Genomic DNA, 20,032 nt, shown 5'->3' on the forward strand with positions numbered 1-20,032 from the left:
CGTTCGTCACGCCGACGATCGTGTCACACGAGTCACTATGATCTCGGCATGACTTCCTTTCCCGCCCCGGTGTACGCGAACCGTCTCACCAAGGCCCAGCAGCTCGCCGTCGCAGCGGGGACCCCGCTCGTCATCACCCCCGGACCCGACCTGGCGTATCTGACGGGCATCGTCAGCGAATCCTTCGAACGCCTCACCGCGCTCGTGATCACCGAGGCCGGCTTCGGTCTCGTCCTCCCGCGGCTCGAACTGGCGATCCTCAAGGACTCCGCGGTCCCGGGCCTCTCCGGGGCGGGCGTGGAGCTCACCGTCCGCGACTGGGTCGACGGTGACGACCCCTACGCGCTGGTTCTCGGCCTGCTGTCGGGGGCGTCGACGGTGGCGGTCGCCGACGCAGTGCCCGCCCTGCACCTGGTGCCGCTGCTGGACCGCGGCCTCGGCGTGCAGCTCGCCTCCGGGGTGCTGCGCCGGCTGCGAATGCTCAAGGACGAGGCGGAGATCGAGGAGTTGCGCGCCGCGGGCGCCGCGATCGACCGCGTGCACGCCCGAGTGCCCGAGATCCTCAGGGTCGGCCGCACCGAGCGCGCGGTGGCCGACGACATCGCGGCCGCGATCGTCGAGGAGGGCCACACCGCGGCGGCGTTCGTCATCGTGGGCTCGGGCCCGCACGGCGCCGACCCGCACCACGAGGTGTCGGACCGCGTGATCGAGCAGGGCGACATCGTGGTGGTGGACATCGGCGGACCGCTGCCGTCGGGCTACAACTCGGACTGCACCCGCACGTATTCGATGGGCGAGCCGGCCGCGGACCTCGCCGAGCAGTACGCGGTCCTCGAACGGGCTCAGCGGGCGTCCGTCGACGCGGTGCGCCCCGGCGCGACCGCGGAGGCGATCGACGCGGCGGGGCGCGACGTGCTCGCCGCCGCCGGGCTGGGCGAGTACTTCCTCCACCGCACCGGCCACGGCATCGGGCTGTCGGTGCACGAGGAGCCGTACATCGTTGCGGGCAACGATCTTCCGGTCGAGCCGGGCATGGCGTTCTCGATCGAGCCGGGAATCTACTTCAGTGGGCTGTGGGGAGCGCGGATCGAGGATATCGTCGTCGTCACCGAGGACGGTTGTGCGCCGGTCAATACCAGACCGCACGGGCTGACGATCCTCTAGGCACAATCCGGGAGGCCTCATGGCGCACGGCGGCGGCACTATCTCCGACGGTCCTTCGCTCTACGCGGAGGGCGAGGGCAACAGCGGCCGCGTCGTCCAGATCGCGATCGTGGCCGCGATGGGAGGCCTGCTCTTCGGCTACGACAGCGCCGTGATCAACGGCGCCACGAAGGCGATCGAGGGCAGGTTCGGTATCCATGGCTACGCGCTGGGCTTCGCCGTCGCGTCGGCGCTGCTGGGCGCCGCCGCGGGCGCGATGACCGCGGGCCGGATCGCCGACCGGATAGGCCGGTTGCGCGTCATGCAGATCGCGGCGGTGCTGTTCTTCCTCAGTGCGGTGGGCTGCGCGTTCGCCACCCACACCTGGATCCTGATCCTGTTCCGCGTGGTCGGCGGCGTCGGCGTGGGCGTGGCGTCGGTGATCGCTCCGGCGTACATCGCGGAGGTGTCGCCGGCCCGGATCCGCGGGCGGCTGGGTTCCCTGCAGCAGATGGCGATCGTGCTGGGAATCTTCCTGTCGCTGCTGGTGGATTGGCTGCTCGCGTCCCTGGCCGGCGGCGCGTCGAACGACCTATGGCTGGGCATGGAGGCCTGGCGGTGGATGTTCCTGGTCATGGCGATCCCAGCGATCGTCTACGGCGTGGCGTCCACGTTGATTCCCGAGTCGCCCCGCTACCTCGTGGCCAGGCACCGCATTCCCGAAGCCCGCAAGGTGCTCACCGCGCTCCTCGGCGAGAAGAACCTCGACATCACCGTCACCCGGATCGAGGAGAGCCTCGCGGGCGAGGAGAAGCACTCCTGGAAGGACCTGGTGCGACCCGGCGGCGGCATCTATCCGATCGTCTGGGTGGGCCTGCTGCTGTCGATCTTCCAGCAGGCCGTGGGCATCAACGTGATCTTCTACTACTCGAACATGCTCTGGCAGGCCGTCGGCTTCGAGGAGTCGCAGTCCAATCAGATCAGCGTGTTCACGTCCATCGTCAACGTGCTCGTCACGATCGTCGCGATCCTGCTCGTCGACCGGATCGGCCGCCGCCCGCTCCTGCTGATCGGCTCGATCGGCATGACGGTCTCGCTCGCGACGATGGCCGTCTGCTTCAGCACCGCCGAGATCGTCGACGGCAAGCCGGAACTGGCCGGCGCCGCCGGTGTCATCGCACTGATCGCGGCCAACCTCTTCGTCATCTTCTTCGGCGTCAGCTGGGGACCGGTGGTCTGGGTGCTGCTGGGCGAGATGTTCCCGAACCGGATCCGCGGCGCCGCCCTGTCGCTCGCCGCGGCCGCGCAGTGGGCGGCGAACTGGGCCATCACGGTCACGTTCCCGAAGATGGAGGGCAACCTCACGCTGGCCTACGGCCTGTACGCGACGTTCGCCCTGCTCTCGCTGATCTTCGTGGCGCGGTTCGTCCCCGAGACGAAGGGCAGAACCCTCGAGGACATGGACGGCAGCCTCGCGCGCTAGCCGCGCATCGCGCTCGACCCCAGCACCCGGCGCACCTCGATCTCGATGACCACGCGCTTCGGGTTCTCCCGCGGCGGGCGGTACCGCACCGCGTAACGGGCCTCGGCGTCTCGCACGGACTCCTGGTCCGTGCGCAACCGCGCCGGCCCTTCCAGAGTGAGCCACCGCGCACCGTCGACCTGGGTGAGCGCGGCGTACCCGCCCCTGCCCGCGTTGCGCGCCTTCTGGCTGTCACCCGAGGTGATGACGCGGGCGATGCCGGTCTCGGCGTCGTAGGTGAACGCGATGGCCACGGTGTGCGGCGTGCCGTCGGGGCGAACGGTGCTCAGGGTGGCGAGGTGACGCTCGGTGACGAATTCGCGCGCGGCGACGGTGAGGACGGGCATGCCGCCAGCCTAGAACGGCGGGCACTAGGCTGAACCGGTGAGTGCGGACAGGATCCCCGACGGCGCGGTGCTCCTTCTGGGCGGCCGGAGCGAGGTCGGCATGGAGGTGGCGCGCCGGCTGGCGCCGGGCCGCGACGTGGTCCTCGCGGCGCGGCGGTCCACGGACCTCGCGGCCCAGACCGCGGTCCTCCGCGACGCCGGCGCGACCGGGGTGTTCCCGGTCGAGTTCGACGCCGACGTGACCGCCGAGCACGGCCGGTTCCTCGCGGAGGTCGCGGACAGGTTCGGGCGGGTCGGGGTCGCGATCGTGGCCTTCGGGATCCTCGGCGATCAGGCCCGCGCCGAGGCCGATCCGGCGCACGCCGTGCAGATCGCCCAGACCGACTACGTCGCGCAGGTCTCCATCCTCCTGGGCCTGGCGAAGCTGTTGCGCGCCCAGGACGCGGGCCCGGCCGGCGTGCCCGACGGGGCGCGATCGTCGCCTTCTCCTCGGTGGCCGGGGTGCGGGTCCGCAAGGCGAACTTCGTCTACGGCAGTACCAAGGCCGGCCTCGACGGGTTCGTACAGGGGTTCACCGATTCGTTGCACGGCACCGGGATCCAGGTGCTGCTGGCGCGACCGGGGTTCATCGTAGGGGCGATGACGCGCGAGCTCATGGCCTCCGGGGTGACACCCGCACCGTTCAGCCGGACCGCGCCCGAGGTCGCCGAGGCCACGGTCCAGGCGCTGCGGCGCGGCCGCCGCACCGTGTGGATCCCGCAGGTCCTGCGTCCGCTCTATGCCGCGCTGCGGTTCGTGCCGCAGCCCGTCTGGCGCAGGATGCCGCGATGACGGTGACCGTGGTCGGCATCGGCGCCGACGGCTGGCCGGGCCTGACCGACCGCGCCCGGCGCGCGCTGATGGACGACGCGACGGTGATCCTGGGCGCGCGGCGCCAGCTGGACTACCTACCCAAGGGCATCGCCGAGAACGCCCGCGAGTGGCCGTCGCCGCTGCTGCCCGCTATCGACGCGCTCGCCGACGGGGTGCACGTGCTCGCGAGCGGGGACCCCATGTTCTACGGCGTCGGCGCGACCATTGCCCGCAGGCGACCCGATCTCGACATGAAGGTGATCCCGCACCTGTCGTCCTTCTCGCTCGCGTGCGCGCGGCTGCGCTGGCCGGCGGAGGAGGTCACGGTGGTCTCCGCGGTGGCCCGCGACCCGGCGCCGTTCGTCCAGGCCGTCCGTGCCGGGCGGCGGGTGATCGTGCTCAGCGAATCCGGCACCACGCCGACAGCGGTCGCCGACCTGCTCCGCGACGCAGGACTGACCGCCGAGTTGACCGTGCTCGAGCAGCTCGGCGGCTTCCGGGAGAAGGTACGGCCGTGGCGCCGCACGCTCGACGTCGACGACCTCAACGTGGTCGCGATCGAACCGCCGGCTGCGGCCGGCGCGTTCGAGTTCGAGCACGACGGGCAGATCACGAAGGCCGACATCCGCGCCCTCACGGTCGCGGCCCTGCGCCCCGGCCCGGGCTGGATCTGGGACTTCGGGGCCGGCTCCGGGTCGGTCGGGCTCACCTGGGCGCTGGCGGGCGGCGGGTCGGTGGTGGCCGTGGAGCGGCGCGCCGACCGCGCGGAACGCGTCGCGCGCAACGCCGCCCGGGCCGGCGTGCGGCTCGAGCTCGTGGTCTCGGACTCGGCGGATCTGACGACGGACCTGCCGCAGCCGGACGCGATCTTCATCGGCGGGGGACTGACCGAGAACCTCGCCGCCGCGTGCGTGGGCGTGCTGCCGCAGGGCGGCCGCCTCGTGGCGAACACCGTCACCGTCGAGGGGCAGGCACTGGCGGCCGCGCTGCGGACCCGGTACGGGGGCGAGCTGCGCAGCTACACGGTCGCGGACCTGCGTCCCTTGGGGGCCGGCACTGCGCGGCAGCCGCGCCGGCCGATCGTCACCTGGGTCTACGTGAAAGGTGAAGCGTGACCGTCTACTTCATCGGCGCCGGGCCCGGCGCACCCGATCTGCTGACCCTGCGCGGCGCCGATCTGCTGGCCCGCTGCACCGTCTGCCTGTACGCGGGATCGCTGGTGCCGCAAGAGATGTTGGATCAGTGCCCGCCGGGGGCGACCCTGGTGGACACCGCCCGGATGCCGCTTCCCGAGATCGTCGATGCGATGGTGCGGGCCCACGCCGACGACCTCGATGTGGCGCGCCTGCACTCCGGTGACATCTCGCTGTACTCGGCGTTCACCGAGCAGGCCCGCCGGCTCGACGCCGCGGGCGTGCCGTACGAGATCGTGCCCGGCGTACCGGCGTTCGCCGCCGCGGCCGCCTCCCTCGGCCGAGAGCTGACGGTGCCCGGGGTGGGGCAGTCGCTGCTCATCACGAGGGTGTCCACCCTCTCGACCGACATGCCGGCCGGAGAGGATCTGGCCGTACTCGCGCAGACCGGCGTCACGCTCGCGCTGCACCTCGCCGCACACCGGGCCGAGGCGCTGACCGCCGATCTGATTCCGCACTACGGCGCGGACTGCCCCGCGGCGGTGGTGGCGTTCGCGAGCCGCGAGAGCGAACGGATCGTGCGCTGCTCCCTTGCGGAACTGCCGTCCCGCCTGGCGGCCGAGGGCATCACCAGGACCGCAGTGATCTTCATCGGGAAGGTCCTCGACGCCGCCGCCTTCGAGGAGAGCTACTTGTACTCGGCGCGCCGCCTCCGAGCCCCGGGGGCGAGCCACTGATGACGCACGTCCTGGTCCTCGGAGGCACCGCCGAGGCGCGCGAAATCGCGCGCCTGCTCCACGACGACGACGGCTTCGAGGTGCTCAGCTCGCTGGCCGGCCGCGTCGCGAATCCCCGCCTGCCGGTGGGACCGACGAGGATCGGGGGGTTCGGCGGACCGTCGGGCCTCGCGACCTTCCTCGCCGACGGGGCGTTCGACGCGCTGATCGACGCCACACACCCGTTCGCGGCGACGATCTCGCGCAGCGCCGCGTCGGCCGCCGCAGCCGCCGGGCTCCCGCTGCTCGCGGTGGTCCGCCCGGAATGGGTTCCTGCCGAGGATGATTCCTGGACTCGAGTGCCCACCGTGCCGGCGGCCGCGGCGGAGCTGGCACGGCGCCCGGGAGGCCGGGCGATGCTCACGACCGGCCGGCAGGACGCCCACGAGTTCGCGGCGCTCGACGATTGGTGGTTCCTGGTCCGGGTGGTCGACGCACCGTCGGGCCCGCTGCCGCGACGACACGACCTGCTGCGCGCCCGCGGCCCGTACACGATCGACTCGGAGCGGGCCCTGCTGCACGAGCACCGGATCGACCTGCTGGTGACCAAGAACAGCGGCGGAGACCTGGTGTCCGCCAAGCTCGCCGCCGCGCGGGAGCTCGGTGTCGAGGTGGTGATGGTGGATCGCCCGGCGCGCCCCGCGGGCGTGCCCGTGGTGGCCACCGCGGCGCAGGCCTACGCGGAGCTCGTCGCACGGGCCTGAGCGTCGCCCGATCCACAACCACAGGTTGTGGAGCCCCTCGGTTTTCCAGCGGCGCACCGGTGGATTCGCCCCTACGATGATGTGTGGGGCTGCAAGTTCACCGACGCTACGACGAGGAGACACGCATGACGAACATCGAGATTCCCAGCCCGGTCAAAGAATTCATCGATTCCGTGAACGCCGGCGATGAGGCCGCCTTCCTCGACGCGTTCACGGCCGATGGCTTCATCGACGACTGGGGCCGCGTCTTCGGCGACCGTGCCGCGATGCAGGGCTGGAGCGCCAAGGAGTTCATCGGCGCGAAGGGCGTGCTGACGCCGGAGAAGGTCACCGTCGACGGCGATACCGTGACGGTCGTCGGCGACTGGCGCAGCACGCACGCGAACGGGCTCAGCGAGTTCACCTTCGCCGTCGCGGGGGATCGCCTGAAGTCCATGACGATCCGCGAGGGCTGACGACCGTGCCGACGCTCGTGGTCGTGGCCGGCGGCGACCGGTTGATCCCACCGGAGATCGAGCGCGAGTTCGGCGCGATCCCGGGCGCACGGGCCTCGAGTACGACGGTGCCGGCCACATCTTCACCGCGGACGAGGCGGCGCGGTGGGCGGCGGATGTGAGCGGCTTCCTCCACGCACTGCCGTAGGCACGGCATGATCGGGGCATGACCGCAGCAGTCCTGGCCCTGCACTGGCAGGTGAACGTGATCGAACCCGACGGCTTCTTCGGCCCCATGCTGGCCGCGCCCGTCGCCGAATCGGGCGTCGTCGCGCGGGCCGCGGCGTTCCACGACGCGGCCCTGACGGTCGGGATCCCCGTGCTGTTCACCCGTTTCACCGTGCCCGAGGGGGAGGGCGAACTGGTGCGCAACACCGGGTTCATGCGCGCGGTCGCCGACGCGCAGGAGGCGTTCCGCCCGGACGCCGACGGTGCCCGGATCATCGACACCATGGCCCATCAGCCGACCGCGGTCTACGACAATCAGCGGCTGTCGGGCCTGGCCGGCCCGGCCACCGGGTGGCTGGCCGATCACGGGGTGGACACGCTGTTCCTCACGGGGGTGGCGACGAACCTGACGGTCGAGCAGACCGCGCGCCACGGCACCGACCTCGGCCTCGTGGTGCACGTCGTGTCCGACTGCGTCGCCGCCGCCGACCCGGCGGTGCACGCGGCGTCGTTGGCCAACCTCGACCTCGCGACCGCGGGGTGCATCGACGCGCAGGACGTGCTGGACGCGTTCGCGGCGGGGTAGGCCCTCAGCGCAGCTTCGCGCCGTACACGTGGGTGAGCTTCAGCACCAACAGGACCCGACGGTCCGCGACCATCACGTCGCGGTAGTCGTCCCAGTCCGGGTGCTCGCCGGCGCCGCGCCGGTAGTAGTCCACGAGCGCATCCACCTCCGGCCCGTCCCGATCGGTGGACGGGCCGATGAGTGTGGCATCGCCCTCCGCGGTCGCCCACGTGTAGCCGTCGGGACCGGTGAACTCGATCGCCGCGCGGGGATCGCGCAGCAGGTTCGCCTCCTTGGCGCGACCGGCCGTCATGGACACGAGGATCTCGTCGGCCTCCCGGTGGTACACCGTGGTCACCGGCGAGAGCTGCGGCATGCCGCTCGCCCGGAGTGTCGCGAGGACACCGATGCGGCTGTCGGCGATGAGCGTGCGGGGATCGAACGGCGAGAGCGTCATGCCCGGTCCAACGCCCCGTCGGGCCCGGGTGTTCCGGGCCTGACGGGGCGTTCGCGGTCAGGCGGCCACGCGCTCCAGCGGGGCGTCGTGCAGCGGGGCGCGGTGGTGGCGCTCCCACGCGATACTCGCGGCGGCGATCAGGGCGCCGACGCCGCTGAGGGTCACGCCGATCCACGCCGGGGCGGTGGGCCCGCCGCCCGCGCTGATCCCGGTGCCGCCCAGCTGCGCGCCGACGGCGTTCCCGAGATTGAAGGCGGCGATGTTCGCCGACGACGCGATGAGCGTCGCGGTGCCGGCATTGCGGAGCACACGCAACTGCAGCGCGGGCACCGTCGCGAACCCGATGAGGCCCATGACCGCGAGCGCGACGGCCACGAGCGGCTTCGAGCCGGAGAACAGCGCCAGCGCCGCGATACCGAGCGGCAGGAGCGCCGCGAAGACCAGGAGCGCCCGGTCGGCGTCCCGATCGGCGGCACGGCCACCCACGAGATTGCCGGCGAACAGGCCGAGACCGAAGAGCACCAGCAGCCACGGGATCGCCGCGGCGCCGAACCCGGACACCGAGCGCAGCAGCGGCTCGATGTAGGTGAAGGCACCGAACAGGCCGCCGAAGACGAGAGCCGTGACGCTGCAGGCGATCCAGATCGACGGACGGAGCAGGACCCGCAGCTGCGTGCGGACCGAGGTGGTCTCCGCGGGGACGGACGGGACCAGGGTGGCGATGGCCGCCATCGCCACGAGCCCGATCAGGGCGACCGCGACGAACGTTGCGCGCCAGCCGAGACGGTGCCCGAGGGCGGTTCCGGCCGGGACGCCCAGAACGTTGGCGACGGTGAGGCCGGCGAACATGAGCGCGATCGCGGAAGCCTGCCGGTCGGGTGTGACGAGTCGGGCTGCGAGGACCGCGCCGATTCCGAAGAAGCCCCCGTGGCATAGTGCCGCGAGGATTCGGCCCGCCATGACCAACTCGTAGGTCGGGCCCGCGGCCGAGAGCGCGTTCCCGGCGACGAACAGCGCCAGCAGGATCAGCAGTGCGGTCTTGGGCGCCCTGGACACCAGGGCGAGGGTCACCGTGAAGGCGCCGACCACGACGCCGAGCGCGTACCCGGTGATCAGCCCGCCGGCGACGGGGATGCTCACGCCGAGGTCCGCCGCGACGTCGGTGAGCAGCCCGGTGATGGAGAACTCAGTGAGCCCGATCCCGAATCCGCCCATGGCGAGGGCGAGCAGTCCGGGGTGCAGGCGACGGTGTGTGGTTGTGGTGGTCATCGTGTTCCGTTCAGGGTCGTGTTGGAGGTCGGAGGCGGAGTCGGGAACGGCGTCCATCCAGTAGAAGCCGTGCAGCGTGCCGAAGTACTCAACGCCGACCGCGGGGTGTGCAGGTCGAGGTAGCCGCGCGTCGCGCGCTCGGCGTCTGCGACGGTCAGCGTGTGCAGCGGTGGGGGTGAGGGAGGGGATTCTCAGTCGGCTACGCGGTGGCGGAGCAGAGTGAGGGCGTCGTCATCCGGGCTACCGGGCGCGGCGCTGAACGCGATCATCCGCGCACCGTCGGACTCGGGGAGGTGGAGCATCTGATAGCAGAGGTCGATGCGGCCGACCCACGGGTGCCGGAACTGTTTGAGGCCGCTGGTGCACAGCTCGACGGCCTGCAGCGCCCACAGTCGCGCGAAGTCGCGGTCGAGTACCAGCTCGCCGAGCAGGCGGCGGAGCGCCTCGTCGTCGGGGAACTGCGCGGCGACCCAGCGCAGGGAGGCGACGGCGAGTTCGGCCTCGTGCTCCCAGTCGACGTAGAGGGAGCGCACCTGGGGATCGAGGAAGGTCTGGCGCACCTTGTTCGGCGGCGGATCGTGCACGTCCTCGTGGGGCACGTGCGGGGCGAGCACGGCGTTGCCGAGGCGGTTCCAGGCGAGCACGTCCTGATTGCGGGAGAGCACCACAGCGGGGGTGTCCATCGCGTCGACGAGCTGCCGGACGCCGGTGAACCCGTGGCCGTCCCGGTCGATGGGTGCCGCACGTTCGCCGGACGGATGCGCGAGTTCGAGCAGGTGCAGGCGCTCGACCTCGCTGAGCCGCAGCGCGCGGGCGAGGGCACTGAGCACCTCGTCGGAGGGATTGCCGGCGGCACCCTGTTCGAGGCGGGTCAGGTAGTTGACCGACACTCCGGCGAGGTCGGCCAGCTCCTCGCGGCGCAGGCCCGGCACGCGGCGGCGGCCGTACGTGGCGAGGCCGAGGTCGTCGGCGTCCACCGCGGCCCGGCGGGAGCGGAGGTAGGAGCCCAGCGTCGGGGTGGTCTCTTCGATCATGTCTCCGAGTCTGGCCCATTGCACGCGCGGCAGCCTGCCCCTGCGAGGGGCAGGCTCCGCGGGCGTCGATCAGAGAAGGTCAGGCGCCTTCGCAGATGCGGATCTCGCGCACGCACCCGTCGCCGAGAGCGGCGAGGGCCTCCTGATAGGCGGGGGAGTCGTGGGTCGCGATCGCGGCCTCGAGGCTGTCGAACTCGATGAGCGTGGTGCGCTCCTTCAGGCCGGCCTCATAGGTGACCGCGGGCACGCCGCGCACCAGGAACCGGCCGCCTCCCTCGGTGATCGCCGGCCCGCCGATCGCCGCGTAGGCGGCCATCTTCTCGGAGTCCTTGATCTCCTGGTAGAACGCGATCCAGTACGCCTTGGCCATGTCCGTCTCCTTTTCTAATACCTACGGGGAGTGTGCACGATGCGTCCGCCGGGCCGTTCGGTGACCTCGGTGCGCGAGGACCCGATGATGAGCAGGCAGCGCATGTCCACCTGGTCGGGATCGAACTCGCCGAGCGTGGTGACCGTGACCGACTCCTGCGGCGATCCCACCGCGCGGCCGATGATCACCACGGTCTCGGGGGAGCGCACCTCGAGCAGCACGTCCCGCGCCCGGACGAGTTGCTCGCGCCGCGTCTTCGATGCCGGGTTGTACACCGCCAGCGCCAGGTCCGCGGCGGCCACGGCACGCAGACGGGCCTCGATGACCTCCCACGGCTTGAGGTAGTCCGAGAGCGAGATCGCCGCGTAGTCGTGCCCGAGCGGCGCGCCGACGCGGCTCGCGACGGCGTTCGCCGCCGTCATGCCCGGAACGACACGCACGGGCACGTCGTGGAAGGCCGGATCGGCAGCGACCTCCGCGACGGCGGAGGCCATCGCGAACACCCCCGGATCGCCGGAGCTCACCACCGCCACCCGGGCGCCTCGGGTCGCGAGTTCCAGTGCGTGCCGGGCACGCTCGGCCTCGACCCGGTTGTCCGAGGCGTGCACGCGCTGGCCGGCCGCGGGCGCACGCGGTCCGTGTAGGTCCGATACCCGACGATGTCCGTGGCCTCGGACAGCTCGTGCCGTACCTCGGGCGTGGTCCACGCCTCGTCACCGGGGCCCAGGCCGACCACGACGACCTCGCCACGGGGGACCGACGGTGCCGCGGGCGCGTTGATCCGTCCGGGCACGAGCACGGTGGAGAAGTACGGAACGTCCGCCGCGGTCACGTCCGCCAGGGCGAGCACGCGCTCGTCGGGGCGGCTGGCCCGTTCGACGTACCGCGCCGATCCGTCCCGGTCCGCGCCCTGCAGCGCGCCGCGCACCGTCGGAAAGGTCCTGCCCAACTTCATGATCGCCGCCGCATCGGTGTCCGCGAGGCGCCGCCGCAGCTCGGCCTCGGGGAGTGTGCCGGGCAGCACGGTGAGCACCTCGTCGGCCTCGACCAGCGGGACGCCGGTCGCGGCGGCCGCGGCGCTGACGGACGTGACTCCCGGGACGACGACGCACTCGAACCGACCGCGGAGCCGCTTGTGCATGTGCATGTAGGAGCTGTAGAACATCGGGTCGCCCTCGGCGAGCAGCACGACGTTCCGCCCCGCCGTCAGGTGCTCGGCGAGCTCCTCCGCGGCGCCGGCGTAGAAGTCGTCGAGCGCGCCGCGGTAGCCGCCCGGATGGTCGGTGGTCTCGGTGGTCACCGGGTACATCAACCGGATCTCAGCCTGGCCCTCGCGCAGGTACGGCGCCGCGCAGGCGCGCGCGTTCGAGCGGCCGTGCCGCGCACTGTGATACGCCACCACGTCGGCCTCGGCGATGAGCCGCGCCGCCTTGACGGTGACCAGCTCCGGGTCGCCGGGGCCCACGCCCACGCCGTACAGGATCCCCGTCACAGCTCCTCCTCCCGCGCCAGCGCGTTGAGCGCCGCCGCCGTGATCGCGCTGCCGCCGCGGCGGCCAGCACGGTGATGTACTCGACGCCCAGCCCGGCCGCCTCCGCGACGAGTGCGTCCTTCGACTCCGCGGCACCGACGAAGCCGACCGGAATCCCCACGATCACCGCGGGCTTCGGGGCGCCCGCGGCCAGCAGGTCGAGCAGGTGGAACAGGGCGGTCGGGGCGTTGCCGATCGCCACCACCGCGCCCTCCATCCGTTCGCCCCACAACTGCAGGGCCGCGGCGCTGCGCGTGTTTCCGATCTCGGCGGCCAGCGCCGGCACCCGCGGGTCGCGCAGCAGGCACAGCACCTCGTTGTCGGCGGGCAGGCGGGCGCGGGTGACGCCGTGCGCCACCATGTTCGCGTCGGTGAGGATCGGGGCCCCGGCGGCCAGAGCGGACCGGCCGGCGGCGACGGCACCCGACGAGATGCGGATGTCGCGATCGAGGTCGGTCTGGCCGGCGGCGTGGATCATGCGGACCGCCACCGTCTCCGCGTCCGCGGCCAGCGCGCTGAGGTCGGCCTCCGCGCGGATGGTGGCGAACGACCGCCGGTAGATCTCGGCGCCGTCAGTGAGGTAGTCGTGCACCCGGGAAGTCTATTCGCCGGGCTCCTCTGTCACGACCACCCGTCGGTGTTCGCCGGACGGGGCGCCGCAGCCCCGTCCGCAGGCGACCACGTGCACGCGCTCGTCGTCCGCGATCATGCCGGCGAGGTCCGCCGCGTGCGCGAGCGAATCGCCCTGCGCGCGGGCGCATCCGTGGTCGCCGACGCAGGCGCTCACCCGCAGTAGCGGCGCGTTCGCGTCGAAGATCAGGCCCAGCGGCGCGAGCACGCGCACCACCGTCTCCGCGGCGCCCTCGTCGAGGCCGTGCAGCACCAGGGTGCGCCACGGCGTGACGGTGACCGGGTGTTCGACGGCGGCCACGAAGTGCGCGAGCCGGGGCTCGAGGCGGCCGAGCGGGACGCCCGCCCCCAGGTCCACGGCTCCATCGGGCCGGTCGAACCACCCGACCGGAGGAACGATCGGAGGCGCCGGGATCGCCCGGGGCCCGGTCACCGCGCCACCCAGCGCTGCGGCGATGCGCGCCGCACCGTCGGACAGGTCCCGCACGCGCCACTCGTCCCCGCGCAGGTCGAGGAAGGCCTGCGCGGCGTCGAGCAGTGCGTCGACGGCGCCGGGTAGGTCCGTCGGGTGGCCGTCGAGATGCAGCACGCCGGACCGGATCTCGGCGTCCGCGGCGAGGGAGGCGACGTCGCCGGCACCGTCGTCGAGTGCGAACAGGAACCGTCCGGGCAGCGCGGCGAGCCCGGCGCGCGCCACGAGCGCCCGATCGAGGCGCGCGGCGGCCTCCCGGTACCCGTCGGCGAGCGGCGACGCGACGATGTTGCGCACTCGCTCGTGCGTCGCCGACGGCAACAGTCCCGCAGCAGCCAACTGTTCGCGGGCGGACTCCAGGTCACCCACGCCGCGCAGCTGCATGTTGCCGCGGGAGGTCAGCTCGATCGGCTCGGCCCCGGCGAGCTCCGCGAGGACCTCCAGCTGCGCGGGCTCGAGGGCGCCGCCGGGCAGCCGGACACGCACCAGGGCACCATCGGCCGCGACGTGCGGCCGTAATACGCCCGGGCAGGAGTCCGGCGGCTTCGGCTGCAGGACGATCAGTCCTCGAAGTTGACCGGCGGCAACGTGATGACGTGGCCGGCGTAGGCGAGGCCGGAGCCGAAGGCCATGACGAGCGCAGTCTGGCCGGGCTTCGCCTTGCCGGTGCGCAGTAGCTCTTCGACGGCGAGGGGGATGGACGCCGCGGAGGTGTTGCCGGTGGTCACGATGTCCTCGGCGACCACGCAGTCGTCGCGCAATTCGAGGGCCTTGATGAGCACCTGGGTGATCCGCAGATTGGCCTGGTGCGGCACGAAGACGTCGATGTCCTTCGAGGTCATGCCGGCGAGCTTGAGCGCTTCCTGGCAGGCGGGGAGCAGCGCGGTCGCGGCCCAGCGGAAGACCTTGCGCCCCTCCATGCGCAGGAACGGGCGGACGGGCGCCTCGGTCGTGGTGTCGTCCCGGAACGCGTGTACCTCGTCGAAGTAGGTGCCGAAGTCCTTGTCCTGGTAGATCGCGGTGGTGAAGTCGCCGTCGGCGCCCCACGACACCTGCGAGATGCCCACCTCCTCGGACGGCCCGAGCACGGCGGCACCGGCACCGTCGGCGAAGATGAACGCGCAGGTGCGGTCCTCCGGCGAGATGAGGTCGGACAGGCGCTCGACGCCGACGACGACGACGTACTTCGCGGTGCCGGCGCGGATCAGGTCCGTCCCGACAGCGGCAGCGGTGGTGAAACCGGAGCAACCGGCGGTGATGTCGAAGGCGGGGATGCCGACGCGGCCGAGCTCCTTGGCGATCTGCGGCGCCAGTGAGGGGCCGAGCTCGAGGCGCGTGTTGGTGGCGGAGATGACGCAGTCGACGAGCTGCGGGTCGATGCCGGCGGCCTTGACCGCCCGCTCAGCGGCCTTCACCGACATCGAGAGGATGGTCTCGTCATCCTCGGCGAAGTGGCGCGACTCGATGCCCGAGCGAGTCTTGATCCACTCGTCGCTCGAGTCGATCTTGTCGACGATCTCGGAGTTGGGCACCACGCGCCGCGGACGGTACGCACCGATCCCGAGATAGCTGACATGCGGCTGCTCAGCGGGGGCGGGCGGTGCGATCCGGGCGGGTGCGGTCATGCGTGGGTAACTCCGTTTCGAAGGAATGACGCGGGTGAACCATTCGGTTCACCGCCCCGTATTGGTAACATGAACCGAGCGGTTCAAACAAGCACCGCACTGCTGCACGAGACACCATTCGTCAGTGACGATCCATCGTTCACTCGAGATATCAGGAGGGTGAGCCCACCGATGCCCGCCGCCCCGAAGCCGCGCCCGCGCCCGCGGGTCCGCCTCGTCAACACCGCACTGAATCTGGTGGGCCGGCACGGCTTCGCAGACGCGGGCCTCGCCGAGCTGACGGCGCAGTCCCAGGCGTCGAAGAATTCGCTGTACCAGTACTTTCCCGGTGGCAAGGCCGAGCTGGTGGAGGCATCCACGTCGCTCGCCGGACGCCGGCTCCTGCGGTACATCGACGCCGCCACGTCCAAGGGCGAACCGAAGGAGTGGATCGGCCGGTTCATCGAGCTGTGGAAGCGGGTCCTGGTCCGCTCCGAGTTCCAGGTCGGGTGCCCGCTTCTGGCGGCCGCGCTCGCCGACGGCGAGCCCCGCGTCCAGGACGCCGCTACCGCCGCCTACACCGAGTGCGAGCGCAGGTTCGCCGCCGCGCTGGTCGACTACGGCGTCGACGACGCCGGCGCGCTGGTGTTCGCCTCCGTCTTCATGAGCTCGATCGAGGGCGCCGTCGCCCGGGCCCGCGCGGCGCGCGACATCTATCCGCTCACCGACGTGTACGTGTCGATGATGGCGCTGCTCGACCTGACGGTCGCCCGCCCCGACGTGGTCCGGGGCTACAGTCGCCGAATGATCCGCGACGACTACACCCTCTGGCTCGACGACTGCTACGCCGTGGATTCGGAGGGCGTGCGCGCCTACGCGCGCGCCACGAGGTCGCCGCACGTCCCGTATTCGCAGATCCGGGTATTACCCAAGGACACTCCGGTACCTCCGCTGATCGTTGCGGACCCGGTGTTCAAAGCGGCCGTTCGCCTGCTGGCCGCCGAGATCGATGACTTCGACGTCAGTCGGTTGCTGCACGTGTCGCAGTCCGTCCGGCAGGTCGATCCGCTGCGCATCGACGACGTGGTCTCGCTCGGTGCCCGCATCACCGATCGGATCACCCGGGCCGGCGTGGATCTGTTCGACGTGGAGTGCGTGGTCGTCGCGGCCGACGGCCGGCGCATCGAGACGTCGAGCACCGTCGCCTACGCGTCCGATGCGGACGTCCCGGACATCGGCACCGCGTCCGGCAACGTGGTGATGCACGGCGCGGTGCTCTGACACCGCGCACCGTGACATAGGGTCGCCTTCATGATCCTTCTGCTCTCCACGTCCGACACCGATCTGTTGAGCGCGAAGGCGAGTGGCGCGGACTACCGCTGGGCCAACCCCGCGCGCATCAGCGTCGACCTGGACCTTCCCGGGCTGCTCGACGGTGCCGACATCGTCGTCGTCCGCATCCTCGGTGGGCGCCGGTACTGGGAGAACGGGCTCGACGCGCTGGCAGCGAGCGGTAAGCCGGTGGTCGTGGTCTCGGGGAGCAGGCCCCGGACGCCGACCTCATGGAGGCTTCGACGGTGGCCGCGGGCGTCGCCACCCAAGCACACGCGTACCTCGCCGAGGGCGGGCCCGAGAATCTGGCGCAGCTGTACCACTTCCTGTCGGACACGATCCTGCTCACCGGCGACGGCTTCGCGCCGCCCGTCGCGGCGCCCCAGTGGGGTCTCGTGCCGCGCGAGCGCGCCGGTGACGGACCGCGGATCGGCGTGCTCTACTACCGCGCCCAGCACCTCGCGGGGAACACCGCCTACATCGACGCTCTCGCGACGGCGATCGAGGAGAAGGGCGGCACGGCCGTACCGATCTTCTGCGCATCGCTGCGCACCGCGGACGACGACCTGTTCGCCGAGCTCGGCACGCTCGACGCGCTGGTCGTGACGGTGCTGGCCGCGGGCGGCGTCAGCGCCGCGGGTGCCGCGGCGGGCGGCGACGACGAGTCGTGGGACGTGGGCCGCCTGGCGGCGCTGGACATCCCGATCCTGCAGGCCCTGGCGCTGACCACCTCCCGCGAGCAGTGGGAGGGCAGCGACGACGGCCTCAGCCCTCTCGACGTGGCGACCCAGGTGGCGATCCCGGAGTTCGACGGCCGCATCATCACCGTGCCGTTCTCGTTCAAGGAGATCGGCGACGACGGGCTGCCCTCGTACGTCCCGGACGCCGAGCGCGCCGCCCGGGTCGCCGGTCTCGCGCTGCGGCACGCGCGGCTGCGTTCGGTCCCGAACGCGGACAAGAAGATCGCGCTCATGCTCTCGGCGTACCCCACCAAGCACGCCCGCATCGGCAACGCCGTCGGCCTCGATACGCCGCAGTCGGCGCTCGAGCTGATCCGCAGGCTCGTGGGCGCGGGCTACGACCTGGGGAACGCGCCCGGCGCCGCCCCCGACGTCCCCGGGTTGGCGGCCGACGACTCCGACGCGTTCATCCACGCGGTGATCGCCCGCGGCGGCCAGGACCCCGACTGGCTGTCGGACGAGCGCCTCGACGGGAGTGAGGTCACCGTCGACCCCGGGATGTACCGTGCGTGGTTCGCGACGCTCCCGCAGGAACTGCGCGACGCGGTGACCGAACACTGGGGCGAGGCCCCCGGCGCGCTCTTCACCACCGGCTCGGGCGACATCGCGATCGCCGCCCTGCGGTTCGGCAACCTCACGGTGATGGTGCAGCCGCCCCGGGGCTTCGGCGAGAACCCCGTCGCGATCTACCACGACCCGGACCTGCCGCCCAGCCACCACTACCTGGCGAGCTACCGCTGGATCGCGGACCGCGAGCACGGCTTCGGGGCCGACGCGGTGATCCACCTCGGCAAGCACGGCAACCTCGAGTGGCTGCCGGGTAAGACGCTCGGCATGTCCGCGTCCTGCGGCACCGACGCCGCGCTCGGCGACCTGCCGCTCGTCTACCCGTTCCTCGTCAACGACCCTGGCGAGGGGACCCAGGCCAAGCGCCGCGCCCACGCGGTGCTCGTCGACCACCTCATCCCGCCGATGGCCCGCGCCGAGAGCTACGGCGACATCGCCCGGCTCGAGCAGCACCTCGACGAGTACGCGAATGTGCAGAGCCTGGACCCGGCGAAGCTGCCGATGATCCGGCAGCAGATCTGGACCCTGCTGCAGGCCGCGAAGCTCGATCACGACCTGGGGCTGACCGACCAGCCCGACGAGGACGCCTTCGACGACATGATCCTGCACGTCGACGGCTGGCTGTGCGAGATCAAGGACGTGCAGATCCGCGACGGCCTGCACATCCTGGGCGCCGCACCCTCGGGGGAGGCGGAGACCGATCTCGTGCTCGCCATGCTCCGGGCGAAGCAGATGTGGGCCGGCGCCGTACACACGCCCGGCCTGCGCGAGGCCCTCGGCCTGGAAGAGGACGGGACCGCCTCGAAGGCGAAAACGGATGAGTTCGAGGCCCGCGCCCGCGAGCTCGTCGTCGCCGCCGCAGCCGTGGACTGGGCACCGTCGGCCATGCCCGGCCTCACCGACGACCCGGCGGTGGCCACGATCCTCGACTTCGCGGCCACCGAGATCGTGCCCCGCCTGCGCCGCACCGGCGACGAGATCGACAACGTGCTCCGCGCGCTGAACGGCGGATTCGTGCCGGCCGGGCCGTCGGGCTCGCCGCTGCGCGGCCTGGTGAACGTGCTCCCCACGGGGCGGAACTTCTACTCCGTGGATCCGAAGGCCGTGCCGTCGCGGCTCGCCTGGGCGACGGGCCAGGAGCTCGCCGCCTCGCTGGTGGACCGGTACCGCGCCGAGCACGGTGAGTACCCGAAGTCCGCCGGGCTGTCGGTGTGGGGCACCTCTGCCATGCGCACAGCGGGCGACGACATCGCGGAGGTCCTGGCTCTGCTGGGCGTCACGCCGGTGTGGGACGAGCAGTCCCGCCGCGTCTCCGGCCTCGAGGTCATCGGGCTGGAGGAGCTGGGCCGCCCGCGCATCGACGTGACGGTTCGCATCTCCGGTTTCTTCCGCGACGCCTTCCCGCACGTCGTGGCGATGCTCGACGACGCCGTCCAGCTGGTGGCGCAGCTCGACGAATCGGACACCGACAATCACGTGGCCGCGCACACCCGCGCCGCGATCGCCGAGCACGGGGATCAGCGGCGTGCCACGACCCGCGTCTTCGGCTCGAAGCCGGGCACCTACGGCGCCGGCCTGCTGCAGCTCATCGATTCGAAGAACTGGCGCAGCGACGCCGACCTCGCCGAGGTCTACACGGCCTGGGGCGGCTATGCCTACGGCCGCGGGCTCGACGGTGCGCCCGCCGCCGACGACATGCGCGCGGCGTACCGGCGGATCAACGTGGCGGCCAAGAACATCGACACCCGCGAGCACGACATCGCGGATTCGGACGACTACTTCCAGTACCACGGCGGCATGGTCGCGACGGTGCGGCATCTCACGGGGTCCGCCCCCGAGGCGTACGTCGGCGACTCCACTCGCCCGGACTCGGTGCGCACGCGCACGCTGAGCGAGGAGACGAACCGGGTCTTCCGCGCCCGCGTCGTGAACCCCCGCTGGATGGCGGCGATGCGCCGGCACGGCTACAAGGGCGCCTTCGAGATGGCAGCGACGGTCGACTACCTCTTCGGCTTCGACGCCACCGCCGGCGTGATGGCCGACTGGATGTACGAGAAGCTCACCGAGAACTACGTCCTCGATCCCGAGAACCGGAAGTTCATGGACGAGTCCAACCCGTGGGCGCTGCACGGCATCGCCGAGCGGCTCCTCGAGGCGTCGCAGCGCGAACTGTGGAAGGAACCCGATCCCGAACTGCTCGCCGCCCTCCAGCAGGCCTACCTCGATACCGAGGGCGACCTCGAGGACCGCTGACCCCGCAATTGAACACCGTTCCTGTCCAGCGCGACCTGGGGCGAATCCAAGGGGCTAGCGCAACACGGC

At 71.7% G+C, this 20,032-nt stretch carries 15 protein-coding genes and 4 pseudogenes; 10 read left to right on the plus strand and 9 right to left on the minus strand.

All coding sequences use genetic code 11. The annotated features are described in order from the left end of the window. Window positions 1–48 precede the first annotated feature (48 nt). Window positions 49–1,164, plus strand: a complete 1,116-nt coding sequence (locus MTP03_RS11505; protein WP_248488465.1) for a Xaa-Pro peptidase family protein — start codon at window positions 49–51, stop codon at window positions 1,162–1,164. 19 nt (window positions 1,165–1,183) lie between these two features. Further along, a complete protein-coding gene (locus MTP03_RS11510) occupies window positions 1,184–2,626 on the plus strand; it encodes a sugar porter family MFS transporter (protein ID WP_248488466.1) in 1,443 nt (480 codons plus the stop codon). Here the strand turns inward: MTP03_RS11510 and MTP03_RS11515 are convergent. Continuing rightward, entirely contained in the window at window positions 2,623–3,012 is a 390-nt protein-coding gene (locus tag MTP03_RS11515) for a pyridoxamine 5'-phosphate oxidase family protein (RefSeq protein ID WP_248488467.1), read from the minus strand. The two genes, MTP03_RS11510 and MTP03_RS11515, sit on opposite strands and share 4 nt — an antisense overlap. Window positions 3,013–3,049: 37 nt before the next feature. On the opposite strand from MTP03_RS11515, the pseudogene MTP03_RS11520 reads away from it, so the two are divergent. The 6 genes and pseudogenes from MTP03_RS11520 (at window position 3,050) to MTP03_RS11545 (ending at window position 7,725) form a co-directional block, all read left to right on the plus strand. Continuing rightward, window positions 3,050–3,843: pseudogene (locus MTP03_RS11520) on the plus strand (SDR family NAD(P)-dependent oxidoreductase). Next, window positions 3,840–4,979 carry a precorrin-6y C5,15-methyltransferase (decarboxylating) subunit CbiE gene (gene cbiE / locus MTP03_RS11525; RefSeq protein ID WP_248488468.1) on the plus strand — a complete coding sequence of 380 codons (1,140 nt, stop codon included), beginning with the start codon at window positions 3,840–3,842 and terminating at the stop codon, window positions 4,977–4,979. The pseudogene MTP03_RS11520 and the gene cbiE overlap by 4 nt, the downstream one beginning before the upstream one ends. After that, the gene (cobM, locus tag MTP03_RS11530) at window positions 4,976–5,734 is read left to right on the plus strand and encodes a precorrin-4 C(11)-methyltransferase (RefSeq protein WP_248488469.1); all 759 of its coding nucleotides are present in this window, start codon (window positions 4,976–4,978) and stop codon (window positions 5,732–5,734) included. Before cbiE ends, cobM begins: the two co-directional genes overlap by 4 nt. After that, window positions 5,734–6,477, plus strand: coding sequence for a cobalt-precorrin-6A reductase (locus MTP03_RS11535; RefSeq protein WP_248488470.1), 744 nt, complete (start codon window positions 5,734–5,736; stop codon window positions 6,475–6,477). Before cobM ends, MTP03_RS11535 begins: the two co-directional genes overlap by 1 nt. A 125-nt stretch (window positions 6,478–6,602) precedes the next feature. Beyond that, the gene (locus MTP03_RS11540; protein ID WP_248488471.1) at window positions 6,603–6,932 is read left to right on the plus strand and encodes a nuclear transport factor 2 family protein; all 330 of its coding nucleotides are present in this window, start codon (window positions 6,603–6,605) and stop codon (window positions 6,930–6,932) included. Between the two features lie 205 nt (window positions 6,933–7,137). Further along, a complete protein-coding gene (locus MTP03_RS11545) occupies window positions 7,138–7,725 on the plus strand; it encodes an isochorismatase family protein (RefSeq protein ID WP_248488472.1) in 588 nt (195 codons plus the stop codon). Between the two features lie 4 nt (window positions 7,726–7,729). Here the strand turns inward: MTP03_RS11545 and MTP03_RS11550 are convergent, their stop codons facing one another. The 8 genes and pseudogenes from MTP03_RS11550 to MTP03_RS11585 form a co-directional block, all read right to left on the minus strand. Further along, complete coding sequence (locus tag MTP03_RS11550) at window positions 7,730–8,161, minus strand: PPOX class F420-dependent oxidoreductase (RefSeq protein ID WP_248488473.1); 432 nt, start codon at window positions 8,159–8,161, stop codon at window positions 7,730–7,732. A 57-nt stretch (window positions 8,162–8,218) separates the two neighbouring features. Next, window positions 8,219–9,430: an MFS transporter gene (locus MTP03_RS11555; RefSeq protein ID WP_248488474.1), complete on the minus strand. Its 1,212-nt coding sequence runs from the start codon at window positions 9,428–9,430 to the stop codon at window positions 8,219–8,221. Between the two features lie 191 nt (window positions 9,431–9,621). After that, complete coding sequence (locus tag MTP03_RS11560) at window positions 9,622–10,464, minus strand: helix-turn-helix domain-containing protein (RefSeq protein WP_248488475.1); 843 nt, start codon at window positions 10,462–10,464, stop codon at window positions 9,622–9,624. Between the two features lie 79 nt (window positions 10,465–10,543). Beyond that, window positions 10,544–10,834, minus strand: a complete 291-nt coding sequence (locus MTP03_RS11565; RefSeq protein ID WP_248488476.1) for a DUF1330 domain-containing protein — start codon at window positions 10,832–10,834, stop codon at window positions 10,544–10,546. 14 nt (window positions 10,835–10,848) lie between these two features. Then, window positions 10,849–12,326 (minus strand): annotated as a pseudogene (locus MTP03_RS11570) (precorrin-2 C(20)-methyltransferase). Then, window positions 12,323–12,957, minus strand: a pseudogene (locus tag MTP03_RS11575) (precorrin-8X methylmutase). The pseudogenes MTP03_RS11570 and MTP03_RS11575 overlap by 4 nt, the downstream one beginning before the upstream one ends. A gap of 9 nt (window positions 12,958–12,966) precedes the next feature. Continuing rightward, window positions 12,967–13,953 (minus strand): precorrin-3B synthase, encoded by a 987-nt coding sequence (locus tag MTP03_RS11580; protein WP_248488477.1) that lies wholly within the window; start codon window positions 13,951–13,953, stop codon window positions 12,967–12,969. 74 nt (window positions 13,954–14,027) lie between these two features. Beyond that, window positions 14,028–15,092 carry a beta-ketoacyl-ACP synthase III gene (locus MTP03_RS11585; protein WP_248488478.1) on the minus strand — a complete coding sequence of 355 codons (1,065 nt, stop codon included), beginning with the start codon at window positions 15,090–15,092 and terminating at the stop codon, window positions 14,028–14,030. Window positions 15,093–15,263: 171 nt separating this feature from the next. On the opposite strand from MTP03_RS11585, the gene MTP03_RS11590 reads away from it, so the two are divergent. Then, window positions 15,264–16,352 (plus strand): TetR family transcriptional regulator, encoded by a 1,089-nt coding sequence (locus tag MTP03_RS11590; protein ID WP_248488479.1) that lies wholly within the window; start codon window positions 15,264–15,266, stop codon window positions 16,350–16,352. A 30-nt stretch (window positions 16,353–16,382) separates the two neighbouring features. Next, window positions 16,383–19,963 (plus strand): annotated as a pseudogene (gene cobN / locus MTP03_RS11595) (cobaltochelatase subunit CobN). Window positions 19,964–20,032: the final 69 nt, after the last annotated feature.

It is taken from the genome of Tsukamurella sp. PLM1, from assembly GCF_023168325.1.
Taxonomy (GTDB): domain Bacteria; phylum Actinomycetota; class Actinomycetes; order Mycobacteriales; family Mycobacteriaceae; genus Tsukamurella.